Source organism: Arthrobacter ipis (assembly GCF_014694315.1).
Lineage (GTDB): Bacteria > Actinomycetota > Actinomycetes > Actinomycetales > Micrococcaceae > Arthrobacter > Arthrobacter ipis.
In genome coordinates this window covers 335,439-356,211 of the sequence record NZ_JAAOXD010000003.1, presented here as the reverse complement: position 1 = coordinate 356,211, position 20,773 = coordinate 335,439, and the positions used below count along the sequence as shown (strand labels likewise).

Sequence of the window (20,773 nt, the reverse complement as noted above, 5' to 3'; positions counted from 1 at the left end):
CCCGGAATGGGCGGTAAGTGACCCCGCGTTGCCCTTAGCTGTTCCGCTCGAGTGCCGCTTCGAGGGTGTCCAGGAGTTCCTGGTCAACATCTTCCTCCGACGTGAGCCGGACCTTGCGGTCGAAGAAATCACGCACTGACCTTGACCGCATTGAGGCGCTCCCAATTCGCGCACCTGGATCTCCATGCCCGGACGGGCTGCGGCCCATGCCAGGAGGGTGTTGGCAATGGGCCGCAGGTTCGGGGGGTCCCTGTACTGGCCATCAAGTAGTTCGTCGGCGTCCCGCAGCATGCACTCGGGATAGCCGAACATCTCCCAGGACACGGCGTATTGGGCGTAGCCGTGCTCGGTGCGCATCCATTCGCGCGCAGCTCGGTATCGCTCTTCACTCCGGCAGAGTGTCCCCGCTCCGCCCACCAGTAGACGTCGTGTCCTGACTTCCGCAGCAGCAGTGCCTGGTTGCTGTCCACCATGGACTTCCAGGTTCTTGCCGCTGATTTCAATTGTGTGGATCCGCCACGCTCCGATGCTAGTGCCGGCGCCTCCGGAGAAGGCGCCGGCTCCAACCTGCGGGCCTACTTCATCATCGTCCCGTCGGGTGCCACGAGGTACCAGACGTTGCCGACGCCCTGGCCGGTGATGTCGCCGGGGGCCTTGTCCTTCTCCCACAGGTAGACGGGCATGCCATTGACCGTCACCTGCTTCTTGCCGTCCGGCGTATCAATGGTGCCGACCGTGCCCGTCACACCCTCGACCTTGGGGGTGTCCGTGGCAGCAATCACCGGAGGCCACTTCACGAGGCAGTCGCCGGTGCAGTTGCTCTTGCCGGAGTCCTTGACGTCCTTCGTGAAGTAGTAGACGCTCATGCCCTTGCTGTCCACCACGATGTCTCCCTTGCTGGAGGACGCCGTCTTGAGGTCCACCGTGGCGCTGTCGCTGGTGGCCGATGTGCTGGCGGTGGCCGCAGGCGACTCGGTGGCCGGGGCGGCCGCCGAGGTGGTGGTTGTTGTGCCGGATCCGCCGCCACAGGCCGTCAGTGAGGCGGCAAGGGCCATAACTGCGAGGCCAACGCTCAGTTGCTTCTTCATGTGCTGCTCCTTGGCTCGGGCCGGCAGACTGAGAGACCGGCGCTATCTGGAATGACGCACAAAGGTGAAGAATGGTTCAAAGAATCTGACGCCGGCCGGAATTGAACTTATCGCCGGCTGCCGGCGTCGTATTTGCCAGGAAGGCCGGCCCTCGGATCCGGCTTTATAGGTCATTGCAGGGAGGCCGAAGATGCCGCTGGATGAGGATTTGGTTGCAGCGATATACCGCGAGCACGGAACGGCGCTGCGCCGGTTTGTGCTTAGTGCCTCCCGCGACCCGCATCTTGCCGACGACATCGTGCAGGAAACAGTGCTTCGCGTCTGGCAACAGGCGCCCACAGTTACGGGCAGCATGCGCAGTTACCTTTTCCGGACTGCACGGAACATCATGATCGACAACTACCGGAAAGCCCAGCGCCGCCCCGTGGAAGCCGAGGACCGTGACGTCGCGGATCCGGAGGAAGCCACGGGGCGTGTTGACGACCTGCTGAACAAGGTGCTGATGGAGGAGGCGCTGCTCCGGTTGAGCGCGGAGCATCGTGATGTTTTGGTGGCTCTGCACTACCGGCGGTTCACGGTGGGCGAGGCCGCGGTTCAGTTGAATATTCCGAGCGGAACGGTGAAATCCAGGGCCTTCTACGCGGTGAAGGCCCTGCGGACAATACTCGACGAAATGGGTGTGGAACGGTGAACGGCAAGGAAGTCCATGAGCTGCTGGGGGCGTACCTGCTGGGAGGGCTCGACGACGCAGAGAGGCTGCGTTTCGAGGAGCACCTCAAGCAGTGCAGCACCTGCAGCAGTGAACTGTCGGACCTGGAATCCCTGCCGGGACTGCTGGATGCCGTGCCGGTCCCGGACGCCGTGGCGCTCGCCGTTCCGGCGGCAAGCCGGCCCGGCTCCGATGCCGCGTTACCGGCCCCGTCCCCCGTCCCCCAGCCGATTCTTGACCAACTGGCGGCCCGCCGTCGTAATTCCCGACGGCGACTGACAGCCCTCGTTGGGGTGGTGGCCGCGGCCTGCCTCGCCCTGGGTTTTGCGGCGGCGCCTCTCTTTGACCCCGCAGACAAGCCCGATGCCAGCTATTCGGTCAAAGCCGATACCGGCTTGCAGGTCACGGTGGGAATGGTCAAGAAAACCTGGGGAACCGAACTGGCAGTCGACGGACGGAGTCTGCCCCAGAACGGCCGGCTTTCACTCTGGGTGAAGGACCGTGCCGGAGTTGCGGACCGGGCCTGCGCGTGGATGGCGACACCGAGCGGAAGGGTCCGGGTCACCAGCGCGACGCCGCTGCAGTACACGAGCATCGCGAGCGTCGAAGTGCGGAACGACCGGCAGCAGACCATTGCCGTCATTGCCGTGCCCGGCACCTGAACCATCCCGCCTGAGCTGACCCGCCGGACTCACATTGGCGAGCTCACATCTTGGCGAGCTTCGCCCGGACCACCGTGAAGACCCCGTAGCAAATAAGTCCGGCGCCCACCGCGGCCAGCACGTACAGGCCGTAGGGCTGTTCCCGGAGCGCGCGGAGCCCGCCGTCGAGACCTGTCGACTTCTCGGGGTGGACAGTGACGGTGGCGATGACCACCAGCAGGCCCGTCACAAACAGGGCGACGCCCTTGGCCACATAGCCCGCCATCCCGAGGGCGGTGACGGCCTTGCGCCCGCCCGGGGTAGACGGCGGATTGATGTGCTTCTCAAAAGACTTCTTGAACCCGCGGACCGCGTAGATGATTCCAACGACGGCAACCCCGGCACCGATCAGCACCAAAAGCAGGACGCCGCCCGGGGCCTTCATGAGGTTGACCGTGAAGTCGCTGGTTGATTCCCGGTTGTCCTTGCCGGCGCCGCGCGCGAACGCGGCCAGCGTGAATGCCAGCCCGGCGTACACGACAGCCTGTGCTGCGGCCTGCAGTTTCTTGCCGGCCTTGTGCTTGGTGGGCAACCGCTCGAAATCGAAAATCGCGTCACCGGCCTGCCACAGGGCCAGCGCCACACATCCGGCAAAGCTGCACCACAGCAGCACCGGCCCGGCCGGTTGGCTGGCAAGTTCGGCCACGGCGCCGCTCACATCCGCGCGGCCGCCACGGCCCCGGGCGAGCCCGAAGGTGATGAGGCCGACCAGGATATGGAGCACGCCGCTCACGGCAAATCCACCGCGCGCCAGCACTTCGAGGGGCTTCGAGTTCGAGACGTCCTCGGCCCTGCCGGCTGCGCTCCTCAGTTCTCGTTTGATGATCGTTCCTTCGCGCCGGCAGCTGCTGTGGCACTCCGCCACACGCTTATCGTGCCACGGCCCGGCGCCCGGGAACAGAGGCCCCGAAGGGGTTAAACCCGCCGGTAGCAGAGGTCGAAGATCATGCGGCCGGCTTCGTGCGCCTTGCTCTCGAAGCTGGTGCGGATACGGCCCTCGAAGCGTGGCGCCCACCCGCCTCTTTCGTCGACGCCCTCGTTGGGTCCCGTGTGTTCCGTGCTCACGGGCGCCCGTCCTTCCTTGACCGGCGCGCCGCCCACCAGCGACTCGACGCCGGTCTGCCACACGTGGGTGAGGGGGCTTTCGGGACCGCTGCGCTCGCCGTTGTGAAGGTTTTCGAAGGCCGCCGATCCGGCGAGGACGTCGCGCACGTGCACGGCATAGTTGGACCAGTCTGTGGCGATGCGCCAGAGGCCGCCCGGCTTCAGCGCCTTCGCGGCGAGCTCGGCGAATTCGGGCTGGATCAGGCGGCGCTTGTGGTGCCGGGACTTGTGCCAGGGGTCCGGGAAGAAGACCCACAGCTCGCTGACCGAGCCGGCCGGGAGCATGGTGGCCAGCACCTCGGGGGCGTTCGCCTCGACGACCCGCACGTTGGTCAGGCCGCGGCTGTTGATCTTGATCATGGTGTTGGCCAGGCCGGGGGTATAGACCTCCACGGCGAGGAAGTCCGTGTCCGGGTTTTCCTCCGCCGCATGGCAGACGGCATCGCCCAGGCCTGAGCCGATCTCCACGATCAGCGGTGCCTTGCGCCCGAACTCGGCTTCGGCATCAAACGTGTAGTCGGGGTGGACCGAGGTATTGGCAATATGGCGGGGCACGTCGATGGCCCAGCGGCCGGAGTGCTCCTCCCAGGCCGCCTGGCGGCGCCCCTGCAGCCGGGTTCCGCGCCGAACGAAGCTGACTGGCCGTCCGCCGTAGGTTCCGTAGGACGCCTGGCTTCCCGGCGTGACCGGCCGGGGCTGGTTCGGGTTTGCCGGCGGCTGGGGGGATTCCGGAGATTCGCTCATCCCCTCCAGAATACCGGCGGTTTTCGGCGGCCCAAGCCAGTTACGCCGTGCAGCAGGGCGGCGTACAGTGTTGCTATTCCGCCGGCTGCCCAAGTGAAACGGTCATGGGCCGCCGCCCGTCCGTGCGGACGTCTTCCCGCCGTGACGGCGGATGAATGCATAACAACGCAGCTTCAGGAAACGCCATGGAACCATCTTCATTCCTCTCTGAACCCGCGACTTCCCCCGGCACCATTGCCATCCTCGGGGCGGGACCGGCCGGGCTGGTACTCGCAATTTCCCTGGCCCGGCGCGGGCTGTCCGCCACCGTCATCGAACGCGACGTCCCTCCAGACATTGCGCCGCGGTTCAATCCGGACCGTTCCTACACCATCGACATCTCGGGCCACGGGCTCAAGGCACTCCGCCACATTGAGGCCGTGGCGGAGTTCGACCGCCGCATATTCCGGTTTAGGGGCCTCAAAATCCCGGGTCGTGGAACGGAGGAGTGGACATTGCCCGGGTGGACCGGATCGCGGGGCGACATCCTCCGGGCGCTCATGTCGGTCCTGGACCAATATAGGGACAGGGTCGCAATGGAGTTCGAAACCAACGTGGAAGGCGTTCACCCTGTCACAGGTTCATTGACATCCCGGCAACGATCCGGGGAATCGATCCTCAGGAGCTTCGACTTGCTCGTGGGTGCGGATGGGGCGGGTTCCACTGTTCGCTCGGCGCTTCAGGCCCGGGTTCCCGGGTTTGCGGTCAGGTCCAAGTCCTTCCCCAACTACTGCACGATGATCGAACTGGATAAGGTTGGCGGCCGGCTGGACAAAAACTATCTTCATGGACTGTCGACCCGGCCCTTCTGCGTGGCGGGCGCCATAAGGGGTGATGCCGGGCAGGACTCGGCCCGGTGGTTCTGTGCCATCGGAACCAAGGACAAGATCCGGTTCTCCGGAACGGAGGAGGCACGCAGATTTCTGCAGACGCGCTGTCCCCGGGTTCTTGAATTCGCTGGCGACGAACAGGTATCGGCCTTCGCCAACCGGACGTGCTACCACATCGGACGCAGCCTCACCTGTTCGCAGTTCCATGGCGGCAAAGCAGTCCTGATCGGGGACGCAGCCGCGCCTTACCCGCCGATCGGACAGGGAGTGAACGGGGCAATGGAATCAGCCATGGTCCTGGACCAGTGCATCCGGGACACCGGCAGTTCGCCGGACCGGTTGCCGCAGGCGGCCGAAACGTACACGGAACGGTGGAAGCCGGAAGCCGACGCGGTGTCCTGGATCAGTGAACGAAGCCTCTTCGAAAACCGGTTCCACACGGTCCGTGCGCTTGCCACGTCAATGTTGGGGTTGAGCATCTTCGAGCAGGCCAAAAGTGCGGATGTGCCTTACTCCCAGGTCCGCCGCCGGGCCGAGCGCCTGTGGCCGCTCTGGGCGCGCTGACCGGTCGATGGGTGAGGGCGGGCGTCAGGTGGGCTGCCGGTTCGCTAGTATCCCCGCGCGATCGACGGCAAGAGTATGAAGACGGCCTCCAAGCTCGCGAGTACGAGGCCGGCAGCGCCGGTTCTGAAACCCGTGGAACGCAGTGGTGCCCGTCCCAGTGCGACGAGCCCAAAAATTAGGGAGAGCAACGCCAGAATCACCGGCGCCGTAAAGAAAACAGTGCTTGCGACCCATTCCCCGCCGCTTCGTCCCCTGTCCGGACGCGTGACCAACATGACGAACGTTGCAGGAATCATCGTCACCATCGCGCTGGGCACGACCAGCGCACCACACACGAGGCTGGCCACTCCCATGCCCGACCTGTCAGGCGGCCGGCAGCCAAGACGGCGCCCGGGCGGCGGACCTCCGGACGCCGGTGTTTCTTGAACGTTCATGGTTCTCCTCGCAGACTCAGACCGCTGGCGGGCTAGGTGTGCACGTGCCGACCAGACTATTGGCGGGCAGGTCCCGCAGGAACGGTCCTTCATCCGTATGTGCATAACCGCACCCGGGGAGGCGCCGTCCCGTGCCCCTGGCTCGATGGCCCGGCCACGCGCAGGGGAACTGCAAGAATGGGCGGGTGATCGACGCCCAAAACTCACGCAAAAACGACGGCCTGCCGCAGCGTCCAGCCGTTAGCGCGGACATGCTCGTGGATGCAGAGGCCGACGACGTTCCCGCCGCCGAACCCACTCGAGTGACCGGTCGCCGGGCCCTGGCCTACCTGGGCCTGTGCCTGGTGCTGATCGGCCTGAACCTCAGGACGGTGTTCTCCAGTTTTTCGGCGGTGCTTCCCGAGGTGACGTCCGACGCCGGCCTGCCCGGCTGGGCGGTGGTGGTGCTGACCACGGTGCCCGTCACCCTGCTCGGCGTCTTCGCCCCGCTGGCTCCGGTCCTGGCCCGCCGGTTCGGCGCCGAACGGGTCCTGCTGGGTGCCATGGCGGTCCTGACGGCGGGTCTGCTCCTGCGGCCAGCCGGGGTCCCGGGCGCGGGGCACCTGCCGGCGCTGTTCGCCGGGACGGCGGCGTGCGGTGCCGCGATTGCGCTGTGCAACGTGCTGCTGCCCGGTCTGGTGAAGCGGGACTTTCCGCACCGGCTCGGCCTGATGGGCGGGCTCTACACCACGGCCATCTGCGCCTCTGCCGCCCTGGGCGCGGGCTTCACCTACCCCGTTTTCAGCGCTACCGGCCAGTGGACGTCGGCGCTGTGGTTCTGGGCGGCACCGGCCGCCGTCGTACTTCTGCTCTTCCTGCCGGTGGCCGTACGGCAGCGGCACGGACAGCACAAAACGGTGCGGGACGGCGTGAACGTGTGGCGATCGGCGGTGGCCTGGCAGGTCACGATCTTCATGGTGCTGCAGGCGATGATGTCATTCAGCGTCTTCGCCTGGCTCGCGCCGATCCTGCGCGAGCGCGGAGTGGACGGCGGGACGGCCGGGCTGATTGTGTCCGTGTCCATTGTGCTGCAGATGCTCGGCTCGCTGTTCGCTCCGGCGCTCGCCGCCCGGTTCCGCGACCAGCGGGTGATCAGTACCGTGGTGGCGCTCATGACCGGCGGGGGCTTTGCCCTCAGCATCTTCGGCCCGCCTGAGCTGATCTGGGTGTGGACGGGCCTGCTGGGGCTGGGCCAGGGGAGCCTCACCGCCGTCGCCCTGACCATGATCATGCTCCGGACCCGCGACGGGCACACCGCGGCCCACCTCTCCGGCATGATGCAGGGGGTGGGCTACGGGCTCGGCTCCACCGGCACGCTGCTGGTGGGTCAGCTGCACCAGGGCACCGGGTCCTTCGCTGCCGCGGGGCTCCTGTTCCTGGCCGTGGGTACGCTGGCCGCGGTGTTCGGCTACCGGGCAGGGCGGGACAGGTTCATCGGCGGCTAGAGATCTCATGTAAGTAGCAGCAGAGGGCGTTCCCACGGCTGGGAACGCCCTCTGCTGCTACTTAGTTGGGGGTTAGTGCGTCAGGTCCTTGCCCTTGGTCTCCGGGATGGTGAAAATGAACGCGACGCTGATGGCCAGCAGCACCACCGCGTAGACGTTGAACAGGTCCGGCATGTGGATGGTGGTGCCGAGCCACTGTTGCAGGTACGGGGCAGTGCCGCCGAAAACCGCCACGCAGATGGAGTACGGCACGCCCACGCCCACGGTGCGGATGCTCGTGGGGAACAGCTCGGCGTACACGGCCGGAACGATGGCGGCGCTCGCGGCGATGAAGATGAGCATGACGGACATGCTCACGGCCAGCTGCCAGGCGGAATCCTTCAGCAGCCACGTCATCGGGAAGTGCATCACGGCGGAACCGATTGCACCGGCCAACAGCACCTTCTTGCGGCCGATCCGGTCGGACAGTTTGCCCCAGAGCGGAAGCGCGGCAATGAAGACGATGTTGCCGATGACGCCGGCCCAGAGAGCCTCGCCGCGGTCGATCTTCAGGGCGGTGGTCGCGTAGCTGGGAGCGACGACGCCCCAGATGTAGTAAATCACCGTGAGGCCCACGGTCAGGCCGATCACCTGCAGCGCCTGCTTGCGGTACCGGACAATTTGCGGCCAGAGCGGGGCGCGCTTCTCCGTGGCGGTCTCGCCCTCAAACACGTCCGTCTCGTGCAGCCGGGACCGCATGATCAGGGCGTACAGGCCCATCGCGGCCCCGATCAGGAACGGAATGCGCCAGCCCCAGGCGTTCATGACCTCAGTGGTCAGTGCCATGTTCAGGACGGCGCCCAGCAGCGTGCCGAACAGGATCCCCACCGTACCGGAGGTGTAGATCAGGGTGGCCCAGAAGCCGCGGTGTTCCCGGGGCGCCATTTCGGAAAGATAGGTCTGCGACGAGGGCAGCTCGCCGCCGTGTGCCAGGCCCTGGACCAGCCGGGCCACCAGCAGCATCAGCGACGCGAAGGCCCCGACGCTGGCGAAGGTGGGGGCGATGCCGATCATGAGGCTGCCCAGCGACGCCAGTCCGACGGCGAGTGTCATGGACGCCTTGCGGCCCACCCGGTCACCGATCCAGCCGAACAGGAAGCCGCCAAACGGACGGGCAACGAAGCCGACGGCGAAGATCGCCAGCGTGGACAGCACGGCTGAGGCGGGGTCGGACTTGCTGAACAGCTGGCTGGCGATGAAGGGGGTGAAGGTGGCGTAGATGGCCCAGTCGTACCATTCGACGGCGTTTCCGATGCCGGTGCCGATGATGGTCTTGCGGGTCGTGATCCGGCCCTCGCGCTGGGTGTTGATGATGGCGGTCATGGTTGTCTCCCTGGAATGGGCGGGCTAGAGAGCCGGAACGGAAGCGGGGACCCGGGCGCCGGCGGCGGCCAGGACATCCAGGCGGTGGATGGCGAGTTCCGCGTAGAGGGCGGCCCCGTCAGCCAGCACGCCGTCGTCGAACGTTGCGTACGGCGAGTGGTTGAACGGGGAAGTGGCGTGGTCCGCGTCCTGGGGGACGGCGCTCAGCCCGACAAACGTGCCGGGCACCTCGGCCAGGACCCGGGAGAAGTCCTCGGAGCCGCTGAGCGGCGTGGCCCACCGCGAGAGCCTCGAGTCGCCGAACAGTTCGGTGATGACCTTTTCCGCGGTGTGCGTCTCGTCCTGGTTGGTGATGGTGAGGGGGTATTCCTGCTGGTAGTCCACGTCGACGTCGAGGCCGTGTGCAGCCGCGATGCCCTTGAGCAGCCGCGGGACGGCGTCCATCATCCGCTGCCGGTTCTCTTCGGAGAACGTGCGGATGGTGGCTTCGATGCGCGCCGTTTCCGGGATGACGTTGCGCTTGGTGCCCGCCTGCAGGACGCCGACGGAGAGGACGACAGGATCGAACATGTTGAACTGGCGCGTGACCATCACCTGCAGGGCCGTGACCATCTCGGCTGCGGCCGTCACGGGATCCTTGGCCGAGTGGGGGGCGGAGCCGTGGCCGCCGGCGCCGAGCACGGTGACCACCAGGCCGTCGGAGGCGCTGAGCATCACGCCGGGCTTGGTGCAGAACGTTCCGTGCGGCTCGAGGGAGGAGAACACGTGCATGCCGTAGGCCGCGTCAACGCGCTGGCCTGGTGCGTCCAGGACGCCTTCGCGGATCATGTAGCTGGCGCCGTCGAAGCCTTCTTCGCCGGGCTGGAACATCAGGACGACGTCGCCCGCCAGGCGGTGCTGCCGCTCGGCGAGAAGAGTGGCCGCGCCGGTGAGCATGGAGGTGTGGAGGTCATGGCCGCAGGCGTGCATGGCGCCGTCGATGGTGGAGGTGTAATCGACGCCGGTCTTCTCCTGCACGGGAAGCCCGTCCATATCCGCTCTGAGGAGCACAGCAGGCGGGAGCACAGCAGGCGGGAGCACGGCAGGCGGCAGCCCGGCGGGCGCGGTGCCTTTAGTTCCGCCCGAAGCGGCGCCGTCGGAAGCCCCGCCGCGCAGAACTGCGGTGACCGACGTCGTCTCCTTGCCCAAGGTGATTTCGTACGGCAGGCCCTCCAGGGCCTTCAGTACCTTTTCCTGCGTCCGCGGCAGCTGCAGCCCGATTTCGGGTTCCCGGTGCAGGCTGTGGCGGAACCGGGCAAGGTCTTCCTGCAAGTGGTGGGCGCCTGCGGCGATCGGCACGTGTTCTCCTCGTTGGTGGTCCGGTGCTGTTGGTCTATTCTGGAGTGGCCTGCTTCACATTCGCCCCAAGAGCTGGAAAGATGCAAAAGCCCGCGCCGAAATGCAGGAATTGTGCATGCCCCTATCAAAGGGAGGACCGCTGGACGTCACGGAGGAAGACCTCGCGCTGATCAACGCCCTGCAGATCGCACCGCGGCTGAGCTGGGCCGACGCCGCGGAAGTCCTGGGCGTGCACGCCACCACCCTGGCCGCCCGGTGGGAACGGCTCACCGCTGCCGGCGCCGCTTGGGTCACGGCTCATCCGATGGGGGATCCGCAGAAGATGTGCCTCGCCTTCGTTGATGTCGAGTGCGAGCTCCATCGCCGGGCGGAGGTCACCCAGGCACTGGCGGCCGTGCCGGAGATCGTCACCGTGGAGGAGGCAGCAAGCAACCGGGACCTGATGCTGACGGTCATCACCGGCTCCCTGCAGCACTTCACCGCTGTGGCGTCGAAGCTGCACGCCATCGAGGGGCTGGTCAGATACACGACCTCACTGGCCACGCGGCTGCACACCGGGGCCTACGCCTGGCGCATCAACGTCCTCAACCGGAGCCAGCTCCAGGCGCTCCGGGCGCTCGCCGGTCCCGAGGCCGCAGCGTCGGCACCCTCGGCGGCGGTGGGGGAGCCGCTGCCCGCCAGCCACCTGGCAATCCTGCCGTTCCTGTCGACGGACGGCCGGGCGACGGCGGCGGAAATCGCCAGGGCTCTGGACCGGCATCCGGCAACCGTGCAGCGCCAGCTGAACAGGGTGCTTGCCAGCGGCGCCCTCTCCTTCCGCTGCGAGATTGCGCAGAGGTATTCGGGCTTCCCGGTGACCTGCCATTGGTTCGCCAACGTCCCGCCGGGCCAGCATGAGGCGGCGGCCGAGGAGCTCCGCAGCTTCCGGAACGTGCGGCTGAGCGCCTCCACCACCGGGCGCACCAACTTCGTCATCATCATGTGGCTGCAGTCGCTCGCTGATGTCATGACCGCTGAGCTGGCCCTTCAGCAGCGCATCCCGGGCATCGAGCTGGTGGAGAGCGTGGTCATGCTGAGGACGGTCAAGCGGGTGGGCTGGATGCTCAACCCCGATTCGACGGCCAGCGGTGACGTTGTGGCCGTGACCACCGGCGCCCCCGAGCTGGTGGGCTGACCGTGCACGAATCTGCCGTGTCCGCCCCACCCGGCGCCGGAATTCTCCAGCGGCCCTACGCACTGGTCACCGTGGGCGCCTGCGCCCTGGTGTTTCTCGCCGCGTTCGAGTCCCTCGCCGTCACCACCGTCATGCCGGTGGTGAGCCGGGAGCTTGGCGGGGCCGGCCTGTACGCGCTCGCCTTCGCGGGTCCGCTGGCCACCGGTGTGATCGGCATGGTGGGCGCCGGGAACTGGTCCGACCGGCGCGGGCCCGTCGGCCCGCTGCTCGCCTCCGTGGCGGTCTTCGCGCTGGGCCTGCTGGTGGCGGGGACTGCCGGCACCATGTGGGCGGTGGTGGCCGGCAGGCTGGTGCAGGGGCTGGGCGGCGGCGCCATGACGGTGGCCCTGTACGTGGTGGTGGCCAGGGTCTATCCGCCCGTCCTGCATCCCAAGATCTTCGCCGCCTTCTCCGCCGCGTGGGTCATCCCGTCCCTCGTGGGGCCGTTCGCCGCCGGGCTCGTGGCCCAGCTGGCGAGCTGGCACTGGGTGTTCCTCGGAGTCGTCGTACTGGTACTCCCTGCACTGGCGATGCTCCTTCCCGCGTTGCGCGGCGTCCGGTCCGGCAACGCGAACGGGAACGGTTCCACGAACCGGAAGGGTTCCGCGCACGGGAACGGTTCCGCGAACGGGAAAGGTTCAGATGCGGCGGGCGGGCAGGTGCCGTGGGCGCTGGGGCGGCTGGCCTGGGCGGCCCTGGCCGCGCTGGCGGTGCTGGGCCTGAACCTGTCCTCCGGGCTTCCGGTGGCCGGGCCGCTTCTGGCGGGGGCCGCCGTCGTCATTGCACTGCTGGCCGTCAGGCCGCTGGTGCCGCGCGGAACCCTCACCGCCCGGCGGGGCCTGCCCAGCGTGATCCTGATCCGCGGACTGGTTGCGGCCGGTTTCTTCGGTGCCGAGGTCTACCTGCCGTACCTGCTCGTGGAGCGCTACGCCTTCTCGCCAACGTTCGCCGGCCTTACCCTGACCGGCGGAGCCCTCGCCTGGGCCGCGGCGTCGGGCATCCAGAGCCGTCTGGGCGGGCGGCTTGCCAGCCCTGCCGCCGTGCGGACCGGCTCGGTTATGGTGCTGCTGGCGATTGCGGTGGCGCTGCTGACGACCGCGCTTGGCTGGCCGGCCGCGGTCGCGATAGCCGGCTGGGTCCTTGCCGGCGGCGGCATGGGACTGGCGTATCCCAGGCTGAGCGTGATGACGCTGGCACTTTCCACGCCGGACACGGAAGGCTTCAACAGCTCCGCGATGTCCATTTCCGATTCCCTGGGCGGTGCCCTCGCGCTCGCCTCCACGGGAGTCGTGTTCACGACGTTCACGACGACGGCGGCCTCCTTCACCGGCGTCTTCGTGCTGACCGCGGTGATCGCCGCAGCCGCGGTCACCATAGCGCCCCGCGTCGCCCACTAGCCCGTGCCCTCCCAGCAGCCGGAACCGGGGCAGATGCGGGGGAGGACCTGGTAGTACAGGTGGGCACGGCGTCGCGCTGGATCGCGGCGGTCTGCTCCAGCTTTACCTTCTAGGAGCGCGGCTGCAGGCGGGTGGCTCGCAGCACAGCGTCGGCGAGCGTGGCCGACTGGCCGTCCGGGCCGGTGGCTTCCCGTTCCCGGCTCGCCGCAACATCCACACGCCACGTGGGCGGGGCGATGCCGAGCTCGGCCGCGGCCTGCTCCGCCGTGAAAAACATCCCCGAACCCGCGTGGCCGTCGCCCCCGTGCGAGTGGCTGTGCCCCTCGGCGCGGCTGTCCTCGTCCGAGATGCTCCGCCAGGGCGGCAGGCCGTCGGGGTGGTGGCCGACGACCAGCAGAGTCCCGCCCGGCCGCACCGCATCCGCAGCCACCCCGTGCGGCCGCTGCCATGGGGCCTCGGTGGAGTGCAGGAATTGGGCTGACACGAGGTCGAACTGCTCCTCCGGGGCCCAGGCGTCAAGGTCGCGCCGCAGCCACGTGATGCGGTTCCCTGCGCCCGAGGCTGCGGCATGCTGCTGAGCCCGTTCAAGCGCGACGGCGGAGACGTCCACCGCTGTCACCGTCCAGCCCTGCTCCGCGAGCCACAGGGCGTCGGCGCCCTCGCCGCAGCCCAGGTCCAGGGCTGTGCCGGGCTCCAGCCCGGCTGCCTCGGCCACCAGTTGCGGGTTGGGCCTGCCGCTCCACACGCGCGGCCTGCTCCGGTACAAATCGTCCCAATGGCGCGCGGCGCCGTCGTGCCCTTCGTGGTCCATGGGGATTACCCTGCCATAGAATCGGGGGCCCAACTAGGGCAAGTCAGGGGAACCGGACCACCACGTTTTGCGAGCCGTCGGCGAACACCGGGTAGCTGCGCAGGGGGCCGGCTCCGGTGGTGGAGCAGCCTGTTTCCAGCTCAAACGCGTGCTGGTGCAGCGGGCACATGACCACGGCACGGTCGATGGTGCCGTCGGCGATGGGGCCACCCTTGTGGGGGCAGACGGCCGACACGGCACGCAGTGAACCGTCCCGGAGGCGGAACACGGCGATCTGTTCGCTGGCCACACTGTACGCGCGCCCCTCACCCACCGGAATCTCGTCCACCGGTCCGAGGACGTGCAGCCCAGCACTCATCGGACCGGCACCCGGGGGAGTACCTCGAGCGGGAGCGACGTGCGGAACTGGCCCGGGGTGAAGGGGCTGTTGCGCTCGGCCCAGGGGTCGGCGTAGCTGTCGACGGAGCGCTGCATCGCCTCGTCGAGCCGGGCGGCGATCCCTTCGGCGTCGTCCACGATCACGGCGCGGAGCTGCTCAATCCCGACGCGCGGCACGAAGGAATATGTGCGTTCAAGCCAGTTGGCGCGTTCCCGGTAGTACTGCATGAACCGACCGGCCAGCAGAGTCACGGTCCCGGGATCGTCCACGGTGGCCAGCAGGTCCCCCTTCCGGATGTGGGCACCCGCCGCGCCCCCGATGTAGATTTCCCAGCGCCCGCCGTCGACCGCCACAACCCCCACGTCCTTGACCAGCGATTCGGCACAGTTCCGCGGGCAGCCCGATACTGCGAGCTTCAGTTTCGCCGGTGACTCGATGCCCTGGAACCGCGACTCGATCTGGATGCCCAGCTTGGTCGAATCCCCCGTGCCGAAGCGGCAGAACTCCTGCCCCACGCAGGTCTTGACCGTCCGAAAGCTCTTGCCGTACGCGTAGCCCGACGGCATGTCCAGGTCCGCCCATACCTTCGGCAGGTCCTCCTTCGGAACACCCAGCAGGTCGATCCGCTGCCCGCCCGTCAGCTTCACCATGGGGATGTTGTATTTGTCCGCGACGTCGGCGATCCGGCGGAGCTGCTCCGGGGAGGTCACCCCGCCCTTCATCTGCGGCACCACGGAGAAGGTGCCGTCCCGCTGGATGTTGGCGTGGACGCGGTCGTTGACGAACCGTGCATCGCGCTCGTCGATGTACTCACCCGCCCACATCATCTTCAGCAGGGACGCCAGCCCCATCTTCGATTTGGCGTCCTCGGCCCCGCCGGGAGCCAGCGCCGCGAACACGGCAGAAACGGACCGCAGGCCCTGCTCCCGGATCGCTGTCATCAGCGCGGCCTTCTCCAGCGGCACGCCGGGCACGTAGTAGGCGGCCGTTGGGTCCTCCGCGACGGCGCCGTCGGCGGCCCACTCCACCACCTGCCGGACCAGCAGCTTGCAGGAACCGCATCCCTTGCCGGCCCTGGTGGCGTCCATGACGCCGGACAGCGCGGTGCAGCCGCCCTTCACGGTGTCCGCGATCACCTGCTTGCTGACTCCGTTGCAGTTGCAGACCTGGGCATCGCCGTCGAGTTCGGCCACGCCGGCTTCGTCGCCGGGTCCGCCGAGATCGAACAGCAGCGAGACGCGTTCCTCCGGCAGCGGCAGCCCGCGGTCGAATGCCTGCGTCAGGTAGGCCACCTTGCGGCTGTCCCCGAGCAGCGTTGCGCCCACGATCTTGCTGTCGCGGATCACGATGGACTTGAACACGCCCCTGCTGGGCTCGGAAAACACCACGTGCTCGTCGGTGTCGCGTTCCGGGGCCTGCAGCCCCATGGAGGCGACGTCGACGCCGGCCACCTTGAGCTTCGTGGCGGTGCGGGATCCCAGGTAGACAGAGGAAGGATCTGCCCCGGTGACGTGGTCGGCCAGCACGGCGGCCTGCTCCCACAGCGGCGCCACCAGCCCGTACACCTCGCCGCGGTGCTGGACGCACTCTCCGACGGCGTAGATCTCGTCCTCGTCGGGGACGCGCATGTGGTCGTCCACCACGATGGCCCGCTCCACCGGCAGGCCGCTGGTCACCGCCACCTCCACATTGGGGCGGATTCCGGCCGCCACCACCACAAGGTCGCATTCGATGTCCGGCCGGTCCCGCAGCTGGACGCCGCGCACCTTGTCACCGCCCAGGATGGCAGTGGTCCGGCTGCTCGTGTGGACCCTGATGCCGAGCGCTTCGACGCTGCGGCGCAGGACCGCGCCGCCGTCGGGACCCATTTGAGCGTTCATCAGGTGCCCGCCGGAATGGACGACGTCGACGCCGACACCGTGGCTTTGCAGGCCCCGCGCGGCTTCCAGCCCCAGCAGTCCGCCGCCTATCACGACGGCGCGGCCGTGGTGGTCCTGCTGGGCGTACGACACCATGCCCTGGGTGTCATCGATGGTCCGGAAAGCGAACACGCCGGGCAACAGCCGTCCGCCCGGCGTGTACAGGCCCTCGACGGCGGGCATGAACGAGCGGCTGCCGGTGGCAATGATCAGGACGTCGTACGGCGTGGCCCGGCCGTCGTCGGAGAACACCAGCTTGGCGAAACGGTCGATCTTTTCGACCCGGACCCCCGCATGCAGCGTGATGCCGTTCTCCCGGTACCAGTCCAGCGAATTCAGGAAAATTCCGCCGGCGTCCTCCTCGCCGGAGAGGACATGGCTGAGCATGATCCGGTTGTAGTTGCCGTAGGGCTCGTCGCCGAACATGGTGACCCTGTACTGGACAGCGCCGCCGCGGGCGAGGATTTCCTCGACGGCGCGGGCGCCTGCCATCCCGTTGCCGATCACCACGAGCCGGCGCCGGGTGTCACCCGGTGTGCTCCGCCCGGTGCGGCTGGCCAGGGCGGTCATCAGTGCTCCACCATGCCCATGTCGACCACGACCGATCCACTGACCCCCGTGTCCGCCAGCAGCCTCAGCTCGATCAACGAACCGCCGTCGATGTCTTCCACAACGCGGAGCGGGACGTGGACGTCGCCTCTGGCCGCAATCGGAAAGTACCGCATGGGCACGCCGTCGCGCATCAGGACCACCGTGATCAGCTCCCCGGAGGAGTTGCCTCCGCGGAAATAGAGGGTCTGGTTGATGACGCCGTCCGGGACGAAATGGGAGAGCTGGCTGTGAATGGGCACGGCCTTTTCGAGCCCCGCACCGTCGAACGGGAAGATGCCCTGAAGGAAGATGTTCTTCAAGATCACGGTCAGATCCTTTCGGCGGAGGAACACTGCGGCCGCTGGCATCAGCCCGGCATGAGTCCATCTTTCGCCGCACGTGTTACATCGCCCGGCTGCCTGTGTAATTTCCGCTTAACACCTTCCTCACCATTTTTCGGGAGCTGGACCTGGGCGACGAAAAAACCGCGCTGCGGACCGCAGGGGCGGCCGCAGCGCGGTTTCTGATTCGCGCGGTTTTCTGGTTGAAGGATCTAGGCCTTGCCGGAGCTGACCGCGGGGACGCTGGTGCCCTCGGCCTTCCACTCCTCGATCCGGGCCTGCTGCAGCGGCGTCTGGCGGTTGAAGTACCAGGCAGCGCCCAGCAGCAGGAACCACACCGGGGCAACCACCAGCGCGAGGCGGGTGTCCTCGGCCTGGGCCAGGGCTACGAGCATGAACACGAAGAAGGCCAGGACCACGTAGGGCATGAAGGCCGAACCCGGCATCCTGAAGGCGGACGCCTCGTGGAGCTCCGGCCGGCGGCGGCGGAACGCGATGTAGCTGATCAGGATCATCGACCAGACGAACATGGTCAACACCGAGGCCACGGAGGTGACGATGGTGAAGGCGCCGATCACGGAGTCGCCCGCGTACAGCAGGACCAGGCCGGCCAGCAGGAAGATGCAGGAGAACAGGAGCGCGTTCTGCGGAACCTTGCGGGAGCTCAGCTTGCCGAAGGCCTTCGGGGCATTGCCGTCCTGCGCGAGGCCATAGACCATGCGCGAGGTGGAGTAGATGCCGGAGTTGGCGCTGGAGGCGGCCGAGGTGAGGACGACGAGGTTGATCACGACGGCGGCGATGCCCAGGCCGGCGAGGGTGAACATGCCGATGAACGGGCTGCTGGCGGCGTCGATGCTGCGCCACGGGTTTACGGCCATGATGACCACCAGGGCGCCCACGTAGAAGAGCAGGACACGGATCGGGATCGAGTTGATTGCCCGGGGGAGGTTCTTTTCCGGGTCCTTGGTTTCGGCGGCCGCCGTGCCCACGAGTTCGATGCCGGCGAAGGCGAAGATGGCGATCTGGAAGCCGAGGATGAAGCCGAACATGCCGTGCGGGAACATGCCGCCGTCGTTCCACATGTTCGCCAGGTTGGCCACCGCGCCGCTCGGCGAGGTGAAGTTGGTGGCGATCATGACCACACCTGTGGCGATCAGGGCCAGGATGGCCACCACCTTGATGATGGCGAACCAGAACTCCGCCTCGCCGAAGGCCTTGACCGTGGGAAGGTTCAGCAGGATGAGGACCACGGGTGTGATCAGTGCCGGGATCCAGAGGGGAGTGCCCGGGGCCAGCTTGTCCACGTAGCCGGCGATGGCCACGATGTCGGCCACACCCGTCACTACCCAGAAGAACCAGTAGGACCAGCCGGTGAAGAACCCTGCCCAGGGGCCAAGGATGTCGCCGGCGAAGTCGCTGAAGGACTTGTAGTTCAGGTTGGAGAGCAGGATCTCGCCCATGGCCCGCATGACGAAGAACAGCATGAAGCCGATGATCATGTACACGAAGATGACGGACGGGCCGGCGAGGGAGATGGTCTTGCCGGAGCCCATGAACAGGCCGGTGCCGATGGCGCCGCCGATGGCCAGGAGCTGGATGTGGCGGTTGCCAAGTCCGCGGGCGAGGTGCGGCTCCCTGCTTTGGCCGGATCCAGCATGCGCTGTGGGCGGTTGAACGGAAATGCTGGTGGTGCGTTCAGACATCAAGTCTTCTTCCTTGTCACAGGTGCCGGCACGTGCGGGAAGGTGCCGTGCCGGCCGCGTCGGTCCGCTACGGATGTGACGGAACTAACAGTTGGGATGGTGTTAAGACTATGAGCGGCGGGGCGCGGCAAAGGGTGCCCGCGCCGCCCCGCCGCTCGGTAGCGGGCAGGTGGAGCGTCCGCGTACCGGGCGAAGCGGCCCGCCGGAAAAGCGCATTCCCGCAGTCCAGCCGGTAGTTGGCGCTGCTATTAGGAAATTCGCACGAAGCGCGAAACGCCGCAATAGTCTTCGACATATGTCCAGCATGCCAGTCTCAAATGTCGTCCACTGTTGTCCGTGAGCTGCCTCACCCATCATCGGACGGCGTCCCCGGCTGAGCCGCAAAGGGATCTGAGAGGGCCCCGAGGCGGCGCCGGAAAGGGCCTGCGGGCGGCTGATGCTAGACTGGTGGAACTTGATGTGCAGTGATGCCCACTTTTAGTGGGCTTTTTTCATGTGAGAGGCACATCCTGCGTCGATGAACGCTATTGGTCCCGGCGGCCGCTGCTTTAACATGGCAGCAGCCCGGTTGACCACCTGACTTTTCTTCGGCGACCCCCTGGGCCAACCGGCGTAGGGGGCCGATATCCGCTGGATACCGCCTGAAAGACCCTGATAAACGCATATGACTACTTTTGCTGCCCTCGGCACGCCCACGGCCCTCGCCGACACGCTGACCGCCCAGGGAATCACTGAGCCGTTCCCCATCCAGGTCAAGACCCTCCCGGACACCCTGGCCGGACGCGACGTCCTGGGCCGCGGCCGCACTGGCTCCGGCAAGACCATCGCTTTTGCCATCCCGCTTGTAGCACGACTCGCTGAGCGGGAAGCCAAGCACTTCCGCAAGCCCGGCCGCCCCATGGGCCTGGTGCTCGCACCGACCCGCGAACTGGCCACCCAGATCAACGCCACCATCGAGCCGATGGCCAAGGCCATGGGCCTGAACACCACCGTGATCTACGGCGGCATCTCCCAGGCGCGCCAGGAAAAGGCACTGCGCGCCGGCGTCGACATCGTCATTGCCTGCCCGGGCCGCCTGGAGGACCTGATCCGCCAGCGCATCCTGACCCTCGAAGCCGTCGAGGTCACCGTCCTGGACGAGGCCGACCACATGGCCGACCTTGGCTTCCTGCCAGTGGTCAAGAAGCTCATGGACATGACCCCCAGCCAGGGCCAGCGACTGCTGTTCTCCGCCACCCTGGACAACGGCGTGGACAAGATCGTCCAGCGCTACCTGTCCAACCCGTTGACCCACTCCGTGGACGATCCGCAGGCCGCGGTGACCACCATGGAACACCACGTGCTGGTAGTCAACGACCAGACCGTCAAGAAGCAGCTGATCGTCGAGCTCGCCTCGGGTGCAGGCCGCCGCGTACTTTTCATGCGGACCAAGCACCACGCCCGCAAGCTGGCCAAGACGCTGACCGACGCCGGGATCCCGGCCGTCGACCTGCACGGCAACCTCTCGCAAAACGCCCGTGACCGCAACCTCGCCGAGTTCTCCTCCGGTGACGTCCGCGTATTGGTGGCCACCGACGTCGCAGCCCGCGGTGTCCACGTGGACGACGTTGAACTTGTGATCCACGTTGACCCGCCCACAGAGCACAAGGCCTACCTGCACCGCTCAGGCCGTACCGCCCGCGCCGGTTCGGACGGCACCGTTGTGACGCTGACCCTCCCGGAGCAGCAGAGCGACGTCAAGAAGTTGATGAAGGCTGCCGGCGTCGAGGTTAGCTTCGAGCGCGTCACGGCTGGCTCGCCGATCGTTGCCGAGCTGGTGGGCGAAATGGCCGACAAGATCGATCCCCGCACCCGTGCGGCACTGCTCGCAACGAAGGCGGCGCAGCTGGGTGGTGGCAAGTCCACCGGTGCCAACGCCGAGCGCAAGCGCGCACGCCGGCAGGCATCACCCACGGCCGGCGGCCGGGGCGGTCGCGGCGGCCGCGGGCGGGTTGCCGCTGAGGCTCCGCGCACGGACCTGCC

The 20,773-nt window shown here is 67.3% G+C and carries 17 protein-coding genes; 7 read left to right on the top strand and 10 right to left on the bottom strand.

Going from position 1 to position 20,773, the window contains the following annotated elements; all coding sequences use genetic code 11:
* Nucleotides 1–575 precede the first annotated feature (575 nt).
* Nucleotides 576–1,088: a COG4315 family predicted lipoprotein gene (locus tag G9E11_RS08650; RefSeq protein ID WP_190604783.1), complete on the bottom strand. Its 513-nt coding sequence runs from the start codon at nt 1,086–1,088 to the stop codon at nt 576–578.
* A 190-nt stretch (nt 1,089–1,278) separates the two neighbouring features.
* Between G9E11_RS08650 and G9E11_RS08645 the strand changes: the two genes are divergently transcribed.
* Nucleotides 1,279–1,779 carry a sigma-70 family RNA polymerase sigma factor gene (locus G9E11_RS08645; protein ID WP_190604781.1) on the top strand — a complete coding sequence of 167 codons (501 nt, stop codon included), beginning with the start codon at nt 1,279–1,281 and terminating at the stop codon, nt 1,777–1,779.
* Nucleotides 1,776–2,459, top strand: a complete 684-nt coding sequence (locus G9E11_RS08640) for a zf-HC2 domain-containing protein (protein ID WP_190604780.1) — start codon at nt 1,776–1,778, stop codon at nt 2,457–2,459. The genes G9E11_RS08645 and G9E11_RS08640 overlap by 4 nt, the downstream gene beginning before the upstream one ends.
* 43 nt (nt 2,460–2,502) lie before the next feature.
* On the opposite strand, the gene G9E11_RS08635 is transcribed toward G9E11_RS08640, so the two are convergent.
* Together G9E11_RS08635 and trmB are read right to left on the bottom strand one after the other, a co-directional pair.
* A complete protein-coding gene (locus tag G9E11_RS08635) occupies nt 2,503–3,309 on the bottom strand; it encodes a DUF1206 domain-containing protein (RefSeq protein WP_190605922.1) in 807 nt (268 codons plus the stop codon).
* A 104-nt stretch (nt 3,310–3,413) separates the two neighbouring features.
* On the bottom strand, nt 3,414–4,346 hold the full coding sequence (gene trmB / locus G9E11_RS08630; RefSeq protein WP_190604778.1) for a tRNA (guanosine(46)-N7)-methyltransferase TrmB: 933 nt from the start codon (nt 4,344–4,346) through the stop codon (nt 3,414–3,416).
* 185 nt (nt 4,347–4,531) lie between these two features.
* Between trmB and G9E11_RS08625 the strand changes: the two genes are divergently transcribed.
* Nucleotides 4,532–5,779 carry an FAD-dependent oxidoreductase gene (locus G9E11_RS08625; RefSeq protein WP_190604776.1) on the top strand — a complete coding sequence of 416 codons (1,248 nt, stop codon included), beginning with the start codon at nt 4,532–4,534 and terminating at the stop codon, nt 5,777–5,779.
* A 685-nt stretch (nt 5,780–6,464) separates the two neighbouring features.
* Nucleotides 6,465–7,697: an MFS transporter gene (locus G9E11_RS08620; protein ID WP_190605920.1), complete on the top strand. Its 1,233-nt coding sequence runs from the start codon at nt 6,465–6,467 to the stop codon at nt 7,695–7,697.
* A 72-nt stretch (nt 7,698–7,769) separates the two neighbouring features.
* Here G9E11_RS08620 and G9E11_RS08615 read toward each other — a convergent pair whose 3' ends face one another.
* Complete coding sequence (locus G9E11_RS08615) at nt 7,770–9,059, bottom strand: MFS transporter (protein ID WP_190604774.1); 1,290 nt, start codon at nt 9,057–9,059, stop codon at nt 7,770–7,772.
* A 24-nt stretch (nt 9,060–9,083) separates the two neighbouring features.
* Complete coding sequence (locus G9E11_RS08610; RefSeq protein WP_190604772.1) at nt 9,084–10,397, bottom strand: M20 metallopeptidase family protein; 1,314 nt, start codon at nt 10,395–10,397, stop codon at nt 9,084–9,086.
* A gap of 115 nt (nt 10,398–10,512) precedes the next feature.
* On the opposite strand from G9E11_RS08610, the gene G9E11_RS08605 reads away from it, so the two are divergent.
* Both G9E11_RS08605 and G9E11_RS08600 read left to right on the top strand, forming a co-directional pair.
* Nucleotides 10,513–11,571: an Lrp/AsnC family transcriptional regulator gene (locus tag G9E11_RS08605; RefSeq protein ID WP_246468829.1), complete on the top strand. Its 1,059-nt coding sequence runs from the start codon at nt 10,513–10,515 to the stop codon at nt 11,569–11,571.
* Nucleotides 11,572–11,702: 131 nt separating this feature from the next.
* Complete coding sequence (locus G9E11_RS08600; protein WP_246468873.1) at nt 11,703–13,007, top strand: MFS transporter; 1,305 nt, start codon at nt 11,703–11,705, stop codon at nt 13,005–13,007.
* A gap of 109 nt (nt 13,008–13,116) precedes the next feature.
* Here the strand turns inward: G9E11_RS08600 and G9E11_RS08595 are convergent, their stop codons facing one another.
* The 5 genes from G9E11_RS08595 to G9E11_RS08575 form a co-directional block, all read right to left on the bottom strand.
* Entirely contained in the window at nt 13,117–13,818 is a 702-nt protein-coding gene (locus tag G9E11_RS08595) for an SAM-dependent methyltransferase (RefSeq protein WP_190604766.1), read from the bottom strand.
* A gap of 43 nt (nt 13,819–13,861) precedes the next feature.
* Nucleotides 13,862–14,176 carry a Rieske (2Fe-2S) protein gene (locus G9E11_RS08590; RefSeq protein ID WP_190604764.1) on the bottom strand — a complete coding sequence of 105 codons (315 nt, stop codon included), beginning with the start codon at nt 14,174–14,176 and terminating at the stop codon, nt 13,862–13,864.
* Nucleotides 14,173–16,686 (bottom strand): nitrite reductase large subunit NirB, encoded by a 2,514-nt coding sequence (nirB, locus tag G9E11_RS08585; protein WP_190604762.1) that lies wholly within the window; start codon nt 16,684–16,686, stop codon nt 14,173–14,175. Before nirB ends, G9E11_RS08590 begins: the two co-directional genes overlap by 4 nt.
* A complete protein-coding gene (locus tag G9E11_RS08580) occupies nt 16,686–17,033 on the bottom strand; it encodes a molybdopterin oxidoreductase (RefSeq protein WP_190604760.1) in 348 nt (115 codons plus the stop codon). The genes nirB and G9E11_RS08580 overlap by 1 nt, the downstream gene beginning before the upstream one ends.
* A 227-nt stretch (nt 17,034–17,260) precedes the next feature.
* Complete coding sequence (locus G9E11_RS08575) at nt 17,261–18,751, bottom strand: amino acid permease (protein WP_190604758.1); 1,491 nt, start codon at nt 18,749–18,751, stop codon at nt 17,261–17,263.
* A 664-nt stretch (nt 18,752–19,415) separates the two neighbouring features.
* Between G9E11_RS08575 and G9E11_RS08570 the strand changes: the two genes are divergently transcribed.
* A partial coding sequence (locus G9E11_RS08570; RefSeq protein ID WP_190605918.1) for a DEAD/DEAH box helicase occupies nt 19,416–20,773 on the top strand: 1,358 nt, incomplete at its 3' end.